The organism is Paraburkholderia ferrariae NBRC 106233, assembly GCF_000685035.1.
Taxonomy (GTDB): domain Bacteria; phylum Pseudomonadota; class Gammaproteobacteria; order Burkholderiales; family Burkholderiaceae; genus Paraburkholderia; species Paraburkholderia ferrariae.
Map to the genome: position 1 here is coordinate 11,787 of NZ_BAYB01000032.1, position 14,368 is coordinate 26,154.

Genomic DNA, 14,368 nt, shown 5'->3' on the forward strand with positions numbered 1-14,368 from the left:
AATGCCGCTATCAGGCCGCCCGCGGCAGCGCCGCCAGTTCGTCCCTGAGCGAGTAGCTGCCCAACATCTGGTCGACGAGGCCCGATGCACTGGCCCAGTCGTAAGTGCGGTAGGCGTGGCCCTTCGTCACGAAGGTCGCGCCTGCGTAGAACATCTCGTACTGGTTGTGGCGGGACGCGAACTCGGAACCCACTGCGTCCCACGCCAGCTTGAAGAACTTGACGCGATCCTCTGAACTGCACGCTGGTGACTTCTGGGTCTTCTCGATGATCTGCACGAGCATGGGATTGGCGAAATCCTCGATGCTCGAAGGCAGCATGATCATGCCGCCGCCTGCCAGTTCGCGAAGCGAATTCAGCACCTTCGCGTACAACTGCTGCGTCAACACCTGCGAGCCGTAGAGCATGCTGCGGTCCGGCACATAGTAGCCGTTGACCACGCGCCCCTTTGCTTCCATGCCGCACACGAACGCTTCGACCATGCCGGCTTCGGCGCAAAGCTGGCCGAGCATCTCGCGCACCTGCGGGAAGCCGTTCGTACCGTTGATCTCGGTGATCTTCAGCGCGAGCCCGACGAGGAAGCGCAGCTTCACCATCAGGCGCACCTGGCACTGGTAGTTCTGGTAGACGTGTGCGGGCGTGGCATGAAACTGCCTTGCGCAGAGCCCGATGTCGCCAGCCACGAAAATGCGCTCCCACGGCACCTTGACGTCGTCGAAGTAGAGGACCGCGTCGTTCTCGTCGTAGCGGCTCGCGAGCGGGTTGTCGAACACCGACGTCGCGTTCGCCTCGTACGACTTGCGGGACATCACTTTCAGCCCCCTCGTGTTCATGGGAACCGCGAACGAAAGGGCATACATCTCGTCGCCTTCGCGCAGCGGCTGGATGCAGCTGCAGAACACCTCGTTCGCCATGATGCCACTCGTCGCCAGCATCTTCGCACCGCGCACCGTAATGCCTTCGGCGTCCTGGTCCACGATACCCACGGCGAGGTATTTGTCCTCCTGTTCGTGGGCCGTCTTCGACTGATTCGCCTGCGGATTGACAATCACGTAGGTGAGAAACAGGTCGTTGTCGCGGGCGTATCGGTAGTAGTCGCGCAATGCGCCCGCGCGGGCCGGATCGGCGGCTTCGAATACGTCGATGCCCATGAACATGCCCGAAATGCACGAGGCGACGTGATCGGGCGAGCGGCCCATGAAGCCGTAGTGCAGCTCCGACCACGCCTCCAGCATCTGGCGGCGCTCCACCAGTTCAGCGTAGCTCGTCGGCAGTTGCCAGATGCGGCTCACGCTCCGGTCAACGCCATCGGGCTGAAACGTCATCTTCGCCGCGTTTTCCGGGCGTGCCTGAAAGTCGTAGAGATTCGCGTAACTGCGAATCGAATTGCGAAAGGCGGGATGCGTCGTGACGTCGGTCACGCGCTTGCCGTCGAGGTACACCTCGCGGCCGTCGCGCAGCATCGCAATATGGTCGCTGCCGTTCTTGATCATGTTCTTGCTCCTCGGGGGACGAATGCGGTGAAAGCGATGAATCAGGCGGCAATGAGGCGCTCGTCGAGCGCACGGTACTCGCCACCAAAGAAAATGAGGGGACGCCCATCGTGACGCGCCTGGTGGCGCACCACCCGTCCAACGAAAATCACGTGATCGCCGCCGTCATGCTGGGCATACGCTTCGCATTCGAACGTCGCCAGCGCGCCGGGCAACAACACATGACTGTTGCAATCGCGCGTGCTGAACTCGAAGCCGTCCCACTTGCCCGAGTTCGCCTTCGCGAACCGGTTCGACAGTTCGTGCTGCGCCTCTCCGAGCACGTTCACCGCATAGCGCGGCGACTCGCAAAGGTCGGCGAGACTCAGGCAGCGGCGATCCACCGAAAACAGGATCAGCGGAGGATCGAGCGAAACCGAGTTGAACGACGCCACCGTGATGCCGACCGGCGCGCCCTGACCGCGCGGCGCGGTAATCACTGCCACGCCGGTGGCAAACATCGCAAGCGCGCCCCTGAACCGACGCTGCTCGTCCGGCTTCGTGCCGGCACCGTCTGACGAATGAGACATCTTTGCTCCTTGCCGGGCATTCGCCCATTTTGATTTCTTTGTTACCTTTGTTTCTTAGCTATTATTCAACTCTATTTAAATTTGCAATGCAAGTTAGCGTAAACCCGGTCGCGAGCGCGGCATGCCGTTTGATATCCGCAATTTGTTGATTTCCCTGAAGAATCCGACCACGCCACGGCTCGTCGAACAGAGAAACAACCCTGCCGTCCGTATGGGCCGAGTGCGCATTCGTTTCGCGCGGTGCTAGACTGCGCGTCAGTTTTCGACCGCCGGACAAGCCTTCTCGCTGCCTGCGCACTCCCGACTCAAGAGCCAAACCATGCAGAACGAATCGAAACACCGTCCGATCTATATGGACTACAGCGCGACGACACCGGTCGACCCGCGCGTTGTCCAAACGATGATTCCCTTCCTGCACGAGCAGTTCGGCAACCCCGCCTCGCGCAGTCACAGTTATGGTTGGGAGGCCGAAGCAGCCGTGGAAGCGGCCCGGGCGCATGTCGCGGCACTGCTCAATGCGGATCCTCGCGAGATCATCTGGACGTCTGGTGCGACCGAGGGCAACAATCTCGCCATCAAGGGCGCAGCGAACTTCTATCGCGGCAAGGGCAAGCACATCGTCACGGTGAAAACCGAGCACAAGGCCGTGCTCGATACGTGCCGCGACCTTGAGCGAAGCGGCTTCGAGGTGACTTATCTGGACGTGGACCACGAGGGGATGGTCGATCTCGACGCCCTGCGGGCGTCATTGCGGCCGGACACGACGCTCGTGTCGGTCATGCTCGTCAACAGCGAAACCGGCGTGATCCAGCCGGTGGCAAAGATCGGTGCGCTGTGCCGCGCTCGGGGTATCGTGTTCCATTGCGATGCCGTGCAGGCCGCGGGCAAGGTGCCCATCGACCTGAAGGCGCTGGAGATCGACCTGCTGACGGTGACGGCCCACAAGGTCTATGGACCCAAGGGTATCGGTGCGCTGTACGTGCGCCGCAAGCCGCGCATCCGTATCGAGGCGCAGATTCACGGCGGCGGCCACGAGCGCGGCATGCGCTCGGGAACGCTGCCCACGCACCAGATCGTCGGCATGGGCGAAGCGTTCCGCCTGGCCCGGCTGGAACTGGACGACGAAGCGCGCCGCGTTGGCGCGCTGCGCGACCGGTTGATGGCAGAACTAACGAAGCTCGAAGAGGTTTATGTCAACGGCAGTCTCGAGCACCGCATCCCGCACAACCTCAACGTCAGCTTCAACTTTGTAGAGGGCGAATCCTTGATCATGGGGATCAAGGGCGTGGCTGTCTCGTCAGGATCGGCCTGCACATCGGCGTCGCTCGAACCCTCTTACGTACTGCGCGCGCTGGGTCGCAGCGACGAACTCGCTCATAGCTCGATCCGCTTCACACTGGGGCGCTTCACGACGGAAGATGAAGTCGACGAGGTGGTTCGACAGGTCACGGACAGAGTGACGAAACTGCGCGCGTTGAGCCCATTGTGGGACATGCATCAGGAAGGCATCGACCTCACCACCATCCAGTGGGCGGCGCATTGATACGCTATTGCCGCCAGGCGGCCATACGACGCCACTAACCCGCGGTGCCGCGTGCGGCGGCCGCCCGCTGCTGGCGCGCCTGCAGATGGTCGAGATCGAGCGCGGCCTGATCGCCGTTGGCGACCAGTCGGTCCACCACAGAGCAGAGCATTTTAAATTCGCTGCGCGTCACGCCTTCAAACAGCACGTCGTTGATGCGCTGCTGCGTGGGCAGCAGTTCGTTGAGCAGACGGTTGCCGGCGGCAGTCATGGTCAGGCGCATTTTCCGTCGATCATCCGGATGCGCCTTTTTATCGATCAGCCCGAGTTTTTTCAGTTTGTTGGTCTCGACTGTGACGAAAGCGCCGCTCAGGTGCAGATGCTCGGCGAGCTGATTGACAGTCACCTCGTCGCGTGCCGAAAGATGCGCGATCGACCGGGTCAAGGAGTATTGGACACCCGTCAGCCCGACCATGCTGCCAAAACCGTCCCGAATGGACAGGAGGCGCGCAGCGAACGGCAACAAGCCGTTGACGAGATGACGAAATTCAGCATCCGAGCCATCGATCAGGCAGGACGGATGCGTAACGGTTAGGCCTTTGGTTGCCACACTGCTTACCTTTCAAAGTTGCTACACATAGCTTGCTGGCCAAGCTTTTTACCTGATTCTAACAGCAAGCACTTCGCCTTCGCCTGCTGCGGCGACGGACCTGCAGAACGCCCGGAAAAAGCCAAACGCTGCTGGTGGCGCCAGTCAGTAGATCCGTCCTCGTCAAGACCGGCACGCATGCCGGTCTTTTTTCGTTCGAATAATTCCACTTCGCTCAGCAGGACTCGCGGCATGCTCCCATCACGCCTTTGCTTGCCCGCGCAATATGACGGATCTGTACGCAATTCCCGCCGTATTGAACGGATCGTCGAGAACGAATCGGCGAATCGTCTCTATATCGTCTGACTCATACAAACAGAAGCTCCCGCCGACCACCCCGTTCGGCTCGAACAACGGCCCCGCCACCAGGGCACGCATTGGCGCGGCCGCGAAGTGAGCTTTATGTTCCGTGAATGCAATACATGCCCCTCCCATTCGGTGCGGGTGCGTTTATGCGCGGGGAAACATAATCCCGCCCAATGGGAAACTGGAGAGAGATGGGGGCACAAATGGGTCGAGGTCCGGCTGTTCGTGGAAACCGCGGCCTTCCTTCCTTTGAGTCGAGTTGATACGCAACCTGCCGGAAGCGAAATCTCAGTGGAAGCTCACTTTTGCTTCGGGCCATTTCCCGGCGCGCCAGGAGTGCTTGCGCTTCTTAACTACGACTCGTACAATCCGAGTTATGCGCTGCGTTCGCGCGGCGATGACCCACAGGAGATGGAAATGTCGAAGCGCATTCTTGTTATCGGGGCCGGGTTTGCCGGCATGTGGAGCGCGTTGAGCGCGGCGCGTCTGCTCGACTTGCATGGCAGTACTGACGTTGAGATCACGCTGGTCGCGCCCGACCCCCACCTGCACGTTCGCCCGCGGCTCTATGAAGAAGGGCCGGCCAACTTCCGGGCGCCGCTCACGGCGATATTCGACGCGGCAGGCGTGAAATTCGTGCAAGGCACGGTCGAACGCATTCATGTGGACCGCCGCGCGGTGGACGTGCTCCGCGTAGATCAGCACGCCGTGACGCTGGACTATGACCGCCTGGTCCTCGCGGCGGGCAGCCGGCTCTTCCGCCCCGCCATTCCGGGTCTCGCGGAACACACGTTCAGCGTGGATCAGACCGACGAGGCCGTAGAGCTCGAAACGCATATCCGCAATCTCGCGCGACAGCCGGATACGCCCGCGCGCAACACGGTCGTGGTGGCGGGCGGCGGCTTCACGGGCATCGAAACGGCAGCGGAAATGCCGGCTCGCCTGCGTGCCGCGCTGGGAGAACAGGCCGACGTCAAAGTGATCGTCGTCGAACGCGGCGCGGCCATCGGCCCCGATCTGGGTGCCGGCCCGCGTCCGGTTATCGAAGAAGCGCTGCGAGAACTCGGCGTTACCTGGCAGCTCGGCTCCGGCGTGGCCTCAGTGGATGCCGGCGGCATCACAACGGCCGACGGCCAGCGCATCGAGTCGAGCACGGTGATCTGGACCGCCGGCCTGCGCGCCAGCACGCTCACCGGGCAGATCCCCGGCCAGCGCGACACGACGGGGCGCCTACGCGTCGATCGCAACCTCGCGGTGGAGGGGGTGCCGGGCGTTTATGCCACGGGCGACGTGGCGTGCGCCGCCACCGACGACGCGGGCAACCACACCATGATGTCGTGCCAGCACGCGATGAATCTGGGACGGTCAGCAGGCCATAACGTGGCGGCCGATCTGCTCGGCATCGAGCCGATCCCGTACAGCCAGCCGAAGTACGTCACGTGTCTGGACCTCGGCCCCTGGGGCGCGGTCTACACCGAAGGCTGGGAGCGCGAAGTGAAGCTGAAGGGTGCGGACGCGAAGAAGCTGAAGCACCAGATCAACTCCGAGTGGATCTACCCGCCCCGTGCCGATCGCGAGGCGGCGTTTGCCGCGGCCGATCCGCTGCGTATTGTGGTCGCATAAGGGTGGTCGCTTAAGGATGGTCGCGCAGGAGTCCAGGATTTCGAAGCGCGCGGCGCGGGAACGCACAAGCGTTTCCGCACTTCGTTGCGCCGTCAACATCCGGGAGCGGAGATCGATTCAGCTTCAGGCCTGCCGGTCGCTACGGCGATTGGCAGCGCGGTCGGCAAACCAGTTGACCACGTGATGGCCATAACTGGCCGGCGCCTTCGAATACGCGCGGGCGACGAGATCGGCCAGCGAGTGCTTTTCGAGTTCCTCGCGCATGGCGCGTTCGGCAACCTGCATGACGGCATGAATCGAACACGTGCCGCGCGTGGCCCACGCCGGAGGTTCCTGCTCGAACAACGCACATTGGCTGCGCACTTCGCGGCAGTCGAAGAGCGGCTTTTCGCCGTCGATGGCTACGACTACGGCCCGCACCGTGATTTGTGCCGCCGGCCGCGCGAGTGTGAAGCCGCCGCGAATGCCTTCGGTGGACTGGACGATGCCGGCCTTGGCGAGCCGCGTGAAGAGTTTCGCGGCATAGTCCACCGGCACGCCCTGCATTTCGGCCAGATCGCGCACGCTTGCCTCGCGCACGCCCGCCGACGTGCCGGCCAGATAAAGCAGGCAATGCAAACCGTATTCGACGCCTGTACTGATAAACGACATGATATTACGACGACCAAGATTATCGGAGTTATGAGGGTAGCTTAAACCGGCCGTAAAGTCACGAACTGCATTCGCTGGAATGCGACCCTCGCGATTACGCAAACCGGGTTGAAGTAAACTGTGCTGTGGGCGGGACACACCGGCGGGTGTCGTCGTGACCGCCTTTACCGCTTGAATGCAGGTCCAGAAAATACACCTCGAATATTGGCCTCGTTATTTCAAACTCCTGATCATTTTTCATTGCTCTACTCACTGAGTTCTCCCGGGTTATTTGCTGCATCGCGGTATATCGGAATTACAAATGTCAGGGAATTTACCGAGTTTTCCTGAGATGACAGCCGTGCGACTCTATATCCCAATGCCATTTCCAATGGAGACAGGCATGCACGCTGAAACGCTGAAGTATGCAAGGGTCGCCGCATTTCTGAATCGGTCGGCGCTGTGTCTGCTGCTGTTGCCAGCTGCCTGCCTTTTCTGGGCACTCCACGCCTACCCTCCACAAGATGCCTGCTGGCTGTGCCTCTCGCTGGCCACCTGGCTCTGGCCTTTTGCAGGAGTCCTTTATCTGGTCTCCGCGGGCCTTCATGCCGGCAAACGCAGTCCACGGATCGAAAAGCACACCGGATGGCGCAAGGCCCACGGGCATTGAGCCACTGGCCCTTCAGGCCGGCAGTCCGCTATTGCTAGACGAATAAGAGCCTTCTGGAAACGGGAGGCTCTTGAGTCGGGGCACGTTTATCCTCAGTGGATAAGGGCTAGCGCTCGCGCGAGCGTAGCCGCTGCGCGCACAGGCTCACGATCCGTGATCGCCGCTTCGAACAGATGCCGCTCGAAGCAATCGATTGTGCCCGACGCGTGAGCTACGGTAGCGCGCCCACTGCTGCTTCAGGCGGTCAGTGCGCCGCCCCGCGGCCGAAAAGCGCAAAGTGCCGCTTCATGGCCCCGGTCTGTCCCTCGTCGCCCAGCAACCCGAACTCGGTGGGTATGCGCGTATAGAAGACATGAACCTGCTCCTGCTCGACCGCCTGGAGCATGCGGCTCGCCTCGTCTTTGCTCACGGCCAGGGCAACCTGAACGGGCTGGTCCGCGAGCCTCAGCACGTGCGCCGCGTGATGGGCGCCCGCGTGCCCCGTGTCCCGTGCCTTCCGCACAGTTGATGACGGTGGCGCCGTGTATGTCTAGTCCGCCGTCGAGAGCACCTCGTCCTTCGCCCCGCCGGGGGCGCCTTCTCCCCCTTCCTTGCCGAATATCTGCCGGTACAAATCCTGCCCGAAGCTGGTCTGCAGCGGCCCGGCTTCGATCAGCCGGAACGTGCGTGCGCCATCCTCTCGTCACGGCGCACGCAGAAAGTGAAGCTGGCCGAAGGTGCGTGCAAAGGTCGTTTTCCCGCCGTTGTTCGGGCCGGATACTACGAAAATGCGTTCGGAACCGGTGATGCGAAAATCGTTCAGGACTACCGGACGTCTGTCCACGCAACGCTTGTGAGCCAGCGCGATATCGAACGTGCCGTCACAGCGCACCGATTTGCTCGTTGCCGAGACTTGCGGATAGCAGAACGACAAACCCGCGTCGCAGCATGACTGAATGTAGGCGCGATAGGCCACATAGAACAGGATTTCACGGTCGAACGCCGCGACCGTCGCATCGAGATAGCCAGCGTGATTCGCCTGGAAGCTGGAAAGCAACGCAAAAGGCTCGGGATCGAGTTCGGCCGCACAATCCAGAATCCGTGCTTCCACGTGATTCATCTCCGGCCACTCCTTCAACTCGACATGGTGATCCTTCACCTCGCCTTGCTTGAAGCGGTCGAAGATCTCCACAACATAGGCGCTATAGTCGCTTTCGCCGTCGTAGTTGAACACGGTAACCGTCCTACCGTCGATGTGAACGCAATAACACATCGTATCGAGCGCGGCCCTGGCTTCGTCGGAGTCGCGCCTGAGCGTGCTGAATGCGTCGCTCTCCAGGTAGCCGGCCAGCCACTCGCCGCTCTACTCCCGTGACAACAGCCCTACAAGTCGGGGCCGATACCTTACAATGCGCCGAGGTTCGCGCTCCCACGCCGCCCATCGCCGCCCATCGCCGCCCCACGCGAGGAACCCGCCCATGAAACTGCACCAACTGCGCGTGCTGCTCGCGCTCGCGCAGCACGGCAGCATGCACGAGGCTTCACGCAGCCTGCACATCTCGCAGCCCGCGCTCTCCAAGGCCATGGCGGAACTGGAACGCGAACTGGGCGTCACGCTGATGTCGCGTTCGGTGCGCGGCGTGAGCCTCACCGACTATGGCCGGGCGCTCGCCAAACGGGCGAACGTGGTCGAGCACGAGTTGCGCCACGCGCTCGAAGACATCGAAGCGCTGCGCGGCCGCGCCGAGGCCCAGCTCAATATCGGCTTTACCGCCGTGGCGTCCGCCGGGCCGCTGCCCGAATCGATCGCCGCCTTCCGCATGCGCTTTCCCGGCGTCGCCCTATGCGCCTACGAACTGCGGCCCCAGCAGGTGCTGGAGGGCCTGCGCGAAGGCCACCTCGACCTCGCGCTCATCTCCACGAATAGCGGCCCCGGCACGAACGCGTTCCAGTGGGAGCCGCTGTTCTCGGTCGGCATGGTGCTCGCGGCACGCCCCGGCCATCCGCTTGGCCGCGTCACACGCCTGCGCTCGCTGCTCGACGCCGACTGGCTCACGCTCGATCCGCTCGACGACCCCGGCAGCCCGCTCGCGAGCCTCATGCGGCTGCACCGGCTCGACATGCCCCAGCGTATCGTGCAAAGCGCCTCGAACCTCCTCGGTCTGCAACTGGCCACCTGCACCGACCTCATCAGCATGTGGTCCGACTTCGTGTTCTATGGGTCCGGCGGCCCCCTCGTGCTCAACCGGGAGCGACTTCAGCCCATTCCCATCCGCGACGAGTTGCCCGACTTCAACGTCTACATGGTGTACCGCTCGACCGACCTGATGACCCAGGTCTGCACCGAGTTCAGCAAGGAAGTGCGCCACCGGTCCCGTACCATGGTCTCGCCGCGCGCGGCCTCGCCGGCGGCACGAAACCGCAAAGCCTAGCGCCCGTTCGCTGTTAAAATCGCGGCACGCGCGACGAACCTTCGTGCCCCGATCCACCCCTCCGCATCGACGCAATGCCGCCCGCCGGCCGCGTTGCATCCGGTCCGATGTCGCGTTCTTCGCGAGACCCGTATGACGAACACACCCACCGCCACGCCGTTCAGCGCACTGTCTCTCGCGCCCGCCATGCTCGCCAACCTCGAGCGCCTCGGCTACGTCGAGATGACGCCCATCCAGGCCGCGAGCCTGCCCATCGCGCTTGCGGGCCACGATCTCATCGCACAGTCGAAGACCGGCAGCGGCAAGACGGCGGCCTTCTCGCTCGCGCTGCTCTCGCGGCTCGACGTGCGCCGGCCGGACGTGCAGGCCATGATCCTGTGCCCCACGCGCGAACTGGCCGACCAGGTCGCCACGGAAATCCGCCGCCTCGCGCGCGCGGAGGAAAACGTGAAAGTGCTAACGCTGTGCGGCGGCACGCCCATGAAGCCGCAAACCGCGAGCCTCGAACACGGCGCGCATATCGTCGTGGGCACGCCGGGGCGCATCATGGATCACCTGGAGCGCGGCAGCCTCACGCTCGATTCGCTCAATACGCTGGTGCTCGACGAAGCCGACCGCATGCTCGACATGGGCTTCTTCGACGACATCGCCAAAGTGGCGCGCCAGTGCCCCAAGGAACGCCAGACGCTGCTCTTCTCCGCGACCTACCCCGAAGGCATTGCGAAGCTGAGCCAGCAGTTCCTGCGCCAGCCGAAGGAAGTGAAGTTCGAGGAACAGCACGACAACAGCAAGATCCGCCAGCGTTTCTACGAAGTGACCGAAAACGAGCGCCTGCATGCGGTGGGCCTGCTGCTCAATCACTATCGCCCGGTAAGCACGCTCGCGTTCTGCAACACGAAGCAGCAGTGCCGCGATCTGCTCGACGTGCTGCGCGCGCAGGGCTTTCACGCGCTCGCACTGCACGGCGAGCTCGACCAGCGCGAGCGCGATCAGGTGCTGATCCAGTTCGCCAACCGCAGTTGCTCCGTGCTCGTGGCCACCGACGTGGCCGCGCGCGGCCTCGACATTGCACAGCTCGAAGCGGTAATCAACGTGGACGTCACGCCCGACCCTGAGACCTATGTGCACCGCATCGGCCGCACGGGCCGCGCCGATCAGGACGGCTGGGCGCTGAGCCTCGCGAGCATGGACGAGATGGGCCGCGTGGGCGGCATCGAGCAGGCGCTCAAGCGCGAGGTGGAATGGCACCCGCTCGCCGAACTGAAGCCTGCCAGCAACGAACCGCTGCTGCCGCCCATGGAAACGCTGCAGATTCTGGGCGGCCGCAAGGAGAAGATCCGCCCCGGCGACGTGCTGGGCGCGCTCACGGGCGAAGCGGGCTTCAGCGGCGAGCAGATCGGCAAGATCAACGTGACGGACTTCTCGACCTACGTGGCCGTGGAGCGCAGCATCGCGCGCAATGCGCTGCGCAAGCTCAATAGCGGCAAGATCAAGGGCAAGAAGGTCAAGGCGCGGGCAATGGAGGAGTGAGTTTGCGCCTTGCATAAGTCGTGGGTGCCGCCGCGCTCGCGCAAAATCACCTTGCGCGAGACGCCGGCTCGCCATAGTCTGTGTACAACGGAGTTCGACCTCGACGTCAACCCGCGCGGCCCCACCCCACAGCCGCCCTACACAGGAGACTTGCAAATGCCATGCTCACGCCGGCGTTTTATCGCCATTGCTGCGGCGCTTGCTTCCACCCCGGTTTTCATCGAAGAAGCGCGAGCCGATGCCCCCATGGTGTCGGAAAGCGACCCCACCGCCCAGGCACTCGGCTACAAGGCCAATGCATCGCAAGTGGACAAGGCGAAGTACGCCAAATACCAGGCCGGGCAGTCCTGCTCGACCTGCCAGTTGTGGCAGGGCAAGGCCGGTGCGGCCAGCGGGCCGTGTCCGATGTTTGGCGGCAAGCAGGTGAACAGCGGCGGCTGGTGCAGCGCGTACGTGAAGAAGGCCTGACGCGCTCGTTCCGTAGCATTCAGTCGCAGTGCTTATTAAATCGTTTTGATTCGCATTCCGATGCAATATCGGGCCGGCAGGGTGCCGGCCCGATCCCCCTTTACGGCTTGCCTACACGCGGTGCCGTTCGCGCAGCACGCGTGAGGCCTCGGCCAGCGTGCGCAGCTTCGCCTCGGCAATCTGGCCGCTGTTCACGGGCGCGTCCGCGAAAGTCGCGAAACCGCAGTCGGGATTGAACAGCACGCGTTCCTTGCCGAACAACTGGATAGCCTGCTCGCCCTTCTTCACGACCTCGTCCAGCGGCTCCACGTGCGCGTGCTTCTGGTTGCAGAGTCCCACGCCTATGCGCATCCGCTCGGGCAAGGTGCCGAGCACCTCCATCTCGCCCGCGCGCGGCGTGCAGAGTTCGAGAAACAGCGTGCCGACGTTCAACGCACCCAGCGTGCCCACGAGCGGACGGTAGTCGCCGGTCAGCGCCTTGCTCTCGTCGGCGGTCCAGTTGCCGCGGCACATGTGCAGCGCCACGCGTTCTTGCGGAAAGCCCGCCACGACAGCGTTGATGAGGTCGCGCGCGAATGCCAGTTCCGTCTGCGGATCGCTTTTCGCCGAGAGCGCCCCGCACATGAAGCTGCGCTGGCTGGAGCTTCCCGAGAAAGCCACTTCGGAAAGCACCGGCTCGTCGAACTGCACGAGCGCCGCGCCATCCGCAAGCAGTGCGGCCAACTCCTCGCGCAACACCCGCACGACGTCCGCCGCCAGCGTTTCACGGTCCGCGTATGCGCGGTCGGAAATGCACTCCATCCACATGGTGCGCGTGAGCAGATATGGGCCCGGCAGCGCGATCTTCACGGGCCGGTCCGTGAGCGTGCGCACGAAGGCCAGTTCCCGCCCCGCCAGCGGCCGGCTGCGCCCCAGCGGCCCGAACACCGCCGGATGGCGCACCTCGCCCGCGGGCACATCGAGCGCGCGCAACTCCTTTTCGAAGGCTTCGGGGTCGTCCACGTACGGCAGCAGGTCGGTGAGCGGAATCAACTGGCAATTGTCGAGCAGGCCGCCCACGAAACTCGCGTAGCTGTCGCGGCGCTGCTCGCCGTCCGTCACCACGTCCACGCCCGCGCGCAACTGCGCGGCAACGGCAAGTTGCACGGCGTCGTCGGCACTGGCCGCGAAGCTTGCCTCGTCGAGCCGCCCTTCCATGCGATCGTGCAGCGCCTGCAGCATCCAGCGCGGCCGGGGCCAACTGCCTACGCCCATCACCGAAAGCGGGCGGATGGGCGCGGCAGGCGCGGGGGCCGGCAGCGTGGCCGCGATCGTAACGGGAACGATGCGGATCGCGGCGGCGGGGCGAACGGTCTCCCGCACCGGCTCGGCAGGCCGCTCGGCGAACTTGCCCTTGCAGACGAGAAAGCTGAACTGGCGCCCGGCCTTCGTGTACGAAAGCAGTTCGTTGCCGGTCATGCGGCACCAGGCGGGCAAGTCTGATTCGACGGAAATCTCGGTGGAGAGGATTTCGAGCAACTGCCCGCGGTCGAGCGGATCGATATGCTTGCGGATCAGCAGCAGCAGGCCGTTGCCGCAGTCGAGGTCGCCGCCGTCGAAGCTGACGTCGGGCGAATGGGCGTGATGTGCGGAGGGCAGCATGGCATTACCGTGGGCTTGGGCAACGAGAACCGGCGTGCGTGCGCCGGCCTGCACGGCAGGCCGGCAGCGGTAGCGCAGGGCCGCACCGGGCGCAACTACGCCGCACGCAGCCCCGCCGGACGCGACTTCAGTAGCTGAGGCTCGGGCAGGCTTCGCCCATGAACTCCACCAGCATCGCGCCACCCACAATACGCGCGCCGGGAATCAGGTTGTTTTCGTCGAGACCGCGCTTCTTGAAGCACGGCGAGCACACGTAGATCTGGCCGCCGGCCTCGACGAAGCTCGCGATGAGCTCCTTGAGCGGCGCAAAGCCCGCCTCGTGGATATCGTTCGCGTAGCCGGCCTGCGAGAGGCGCGTGCCTTCGATGTTGAGGAACACCACAACCTCTTTCTCGCTGGCCACGGCGGCATTGGCCACGACGAAGGCCACCGTCGCACGGTCGGTATCGTCCTTTGCCCGAGTCAAACTGACCACGAATTTTCCTGCCACGATGCTCTCCTGACGCTGTGATGAGTGAAGAAAACGCAAGCCGCGTGCAGCCGGCGCAGGCCGTGTCAGCCCTTGGCCTTGATCCAGAAAACGCCGGCGGCCGTATCGGCGCGCAACAACTGATGCCCGGTAATACGGCAGTACGACGGAATATCTTCGGCGGCGCCCAGGTCGCGCGCCGTGAGCCGGATGATCTGCCCGGGCATCTGCCGCAGCCGCACGCGCAGCTTGAGCAGCAACTCGCCGCAGCCCATCTCGCCCGCGTCCCATTCGAAGTCGAATGCGCTGCCGGCATCCTTCGCCGGCGAATCGCCCGTTGCCGTTGCTGTCATGATGGCTTGACACTGGTCCGCAGTAATCGTCCTGG

16 protein-coding genes are annotated in these 14,368 nt (G+C 63.6%); 6 read left to right on the top strand and 10 right to left on the bottom strand.

What is annotated here, in order from left to right; all coding sequences use genetic code 11:
* Positions 1-10: 10 nt before the first annotated feature.
* Both BFE01S_RS28745 and BFE01S_RS28750 read right to left on the bottom strand, forming a co-directional pair.
* On the bottom strand, positions 11-1,492 hold the full coding sequence (locus BFE01S_RS28745; RefSeq protein ID WP_028228469.1) for a 4-hydroxyphenylacetate 3-hydroxylase family protein: 1,482 nt from the start codon (positions 1,490-1,492) through the stop codon (positions 11-13).
* A gap of 41 nt (positions 1,493-1,533) precedes the next feature.
* Positions 1,534-2,061, bottom strand: coding sequence for a flavin reductase family protein (locus tag BFE01S_RS28750; protein WP_028228470.1), 528 nt, complete (start codon positions 2,059-2,061; stop codon positions 1,534-1,536).
* 319 nt (positions 2,062-2,380) lie between these two features.
* Here BFE01S_RS28750 and BFE01S_RS28755 point away from each other — a divergent pair, with 319 nt between their 5' ends.
* Positions 2,381-3,604 (top strand): IscS subfamily cysteine desulfurase, encoded by a 1,224-nt coding sequence (locus tag BFE01S_RS28755; RefSeq protein WP_028228471.1) that lies wholly within the window; start codon positions 2,381-2,383, stop codon positions 3,602-3,604.
* Between the two features lie 34 nt (positions 3,605-3,638).
* Here BFE01S_RS28755 and BFE01S_RS28760 read toward each other — a convergent pair whose 3' ends face one another.
* Together BFE01S_RS28760 and BFE01S_RS44660 are read right to left on the bottom strand one after the other, a co-directional pair.
* A complete protein-coding gene (locus tag BFE01S_RS28760; RefSeq protein WP_028228472.1) occupies positions 3,639-4,193 on the bottom strand; it encodes a MarR family winged helix-turn-helix transcriptional regulator in 555 nt (184 codons plus the stop codon).
* 5 nt (positions 4,194-4,198) lie between these two features.
* Entirely contained in the window at positions 4,199-4,426 is a 228-nt protein-coding gene (locus BFE01S_RS44660; RefSeq protein ID WP_156967183.1) for a hypothetical protein, read from the bottom strand.
* A 529-nt stretch (positions 4,427-4,955) separates the two neighbouring features.
* On the opposite strand from BFE01S_RS44660, the gene BFE01S_RS28770 reads away from it, so the two are divergent.
* Positions 4,956-6,161 carry an NAD(P)/FAD-dependent oxidoreductase gene (locus BFE01S_RS28770; RefSeq protein WP_028228473.1) on the top strand — a complete coding sequence of 402 codons (1,206 nt, stop codon included), beginning with the start codon at positions 4,956-4,958 and terminating at the stop codon, positions 6,159-6,161.
* 123 nt (positions 6,162-6,284) lie between these two features.
* On the opposite strand, the gene BFE01S_RS28775 is transcribed toward BFE01S_RS28770, so the two are convergent.
* Positions 6,285-6,812, bottom strand: a complete 528-nt coding sequence (locus BFE01S_RS28775) for an RrF2 family transcriptional regulator (protein WP_028228474.1) — start codon at positions 6,810-6,812, stop codon at positions 6,285-6,287.
* A 382-nt stretch (positions 6,813-7,194) separates the two neighbouring features.
* On the opposite strand from BFE01S_RS28775, the gene BFE01S_RS43510 reads away from it, so the two are divergent.
* A complete protein-coding gene (locus BFE01S_RS43510) occupies positions 7,195-7,461 on the top strand; it encodes a hypothetical protein (protein WP_084170215.1) in 267 nt (88 codons plus the stop codon).
* A 244-nt stretch (positions 7,462-7,705) separates the two neighbouring features.
* Here BFE01S_RS43510 and BFE01S_RS40580 read toward each other — a convergent pair whose 3' ends face one another.
* Both BFE01S_RS40580 and BFE01S_RS40585 read right to left on the bottom strand, forming a co-directional pair.
* Positions 7,706-7,963: a hypothetical protein gene (locus tag BFE01S_RS40580; RefSeq protein ID WP_052421015.1), complete on the bottom strand. Its 258-nt coding sequence runs from the start codon at positions 7,961-7,963 to the stop codon at positions 7,706-7,708.
* A 180-nt stretch (positions 7,964-8,143) separates the two neighbouring features.
* Positions 8,144-8,674 (bottom strand): P-loop NTPase family protein, encoded by a 531-nt coding sequence (locus tag BFE01S_RS40585; RefSeq protein ID WP_028228475.1) that lies wholly within the window; start codon positions 8,672-8,674, stop codon positions 8,144-8,146.
* 244 nt (positions 8,675-8,918) lie between these two features.
* Between BFE01S_RS40585 and BFE01S_RS28790 the strand changes: the two genes are divergently transcribed.
* From BFE01S_RS28790 to BFE01S_RS28800, 3 genes are all read left to right on the top strand, one after another.
* A complete protein-coding gene (locus tag BFE01S_RS28790; protein ID WP_028228476.1) occupies positions 8,919-9,872 on the top strand; it encodes a LysR family transcriptional regulator in 954 nt (317 codons plus the stop codon).
* A gap of 132 nt (positions 9,873-10,004) precedes the next feature.
* Positions 10,005-11,402 (top strand): ATP-dependent RNA helicase DbpA, encoded by a 1,398-nt coding sequence (gene dbpA, locus BFE01S_RS28795; RefSeq protein WP_028228477.1) that lies wholly within the window; start codon positions 10,005-10,007, stop codon positions 11,400-11,402.
* 156 nt (positions 11,403-11,558) lie between these two features.
* Positions 11,559-11,870, top strand: a complete 312-nt coding sequence (locus tag BFE01S_RS28800) for a high-potential iron-sulfur protein (RefSeq protein ID WP_028228478.1) — start codon at positions 11,559-11,561, stop codon at positions 11,868-11,870.
* A gap of 111 nt (positions 11,871-11,981) precedes the next feature.
* On the opposite strand, the gene BFE01S_RS28805 is transcribed toward BFE01S_RS28800, so the two are convergent.
* The 3 genes from BFE01S_RS28805 to BFE01S_RS40590 all read right to left on the bottom strand — a co-directional run bounded on the left by BFE01S_RS28805 (position 11,982) and on the right by BFE01S_RS40590 (position 14,333).
* On the bottom strand, positions 11,982-13,511 hold the full coding sequence (locus BFE01S_RS28805) for a sulfurtransferase TusA family protein (protein WP_028228479.1): 1,530 nt from the start codon (positions 13,509-13,511) through the stop codon (positions 11,982-11,984).
* A 127-nt stretch (positions 13,512-13,638) separates the two neighbouring features.
* Entirely contained in the window at positions 13,639-14,001 is a 363-nt protein-coding gene (locus tag BFE01S_RS28810) for a DsrE family protein (protein WP_028228480.1), read from the bottom strand.
* A 65-nt stretch (positions 14,002-14,066) separates the two neighbouring features.
* A complete protein-coding gene (locus tag BFE01S_RS40590; protein ID WP_042338911.1) occupies positions 14,067-14,333 on the bottom strand; it encodes a sulfurtransferase TusA family protein in 267 nt (88 codons plus the stop codon).
* Between the last annotated feature and the right edge of the window lie 35 nt (positions 14,334-14,368).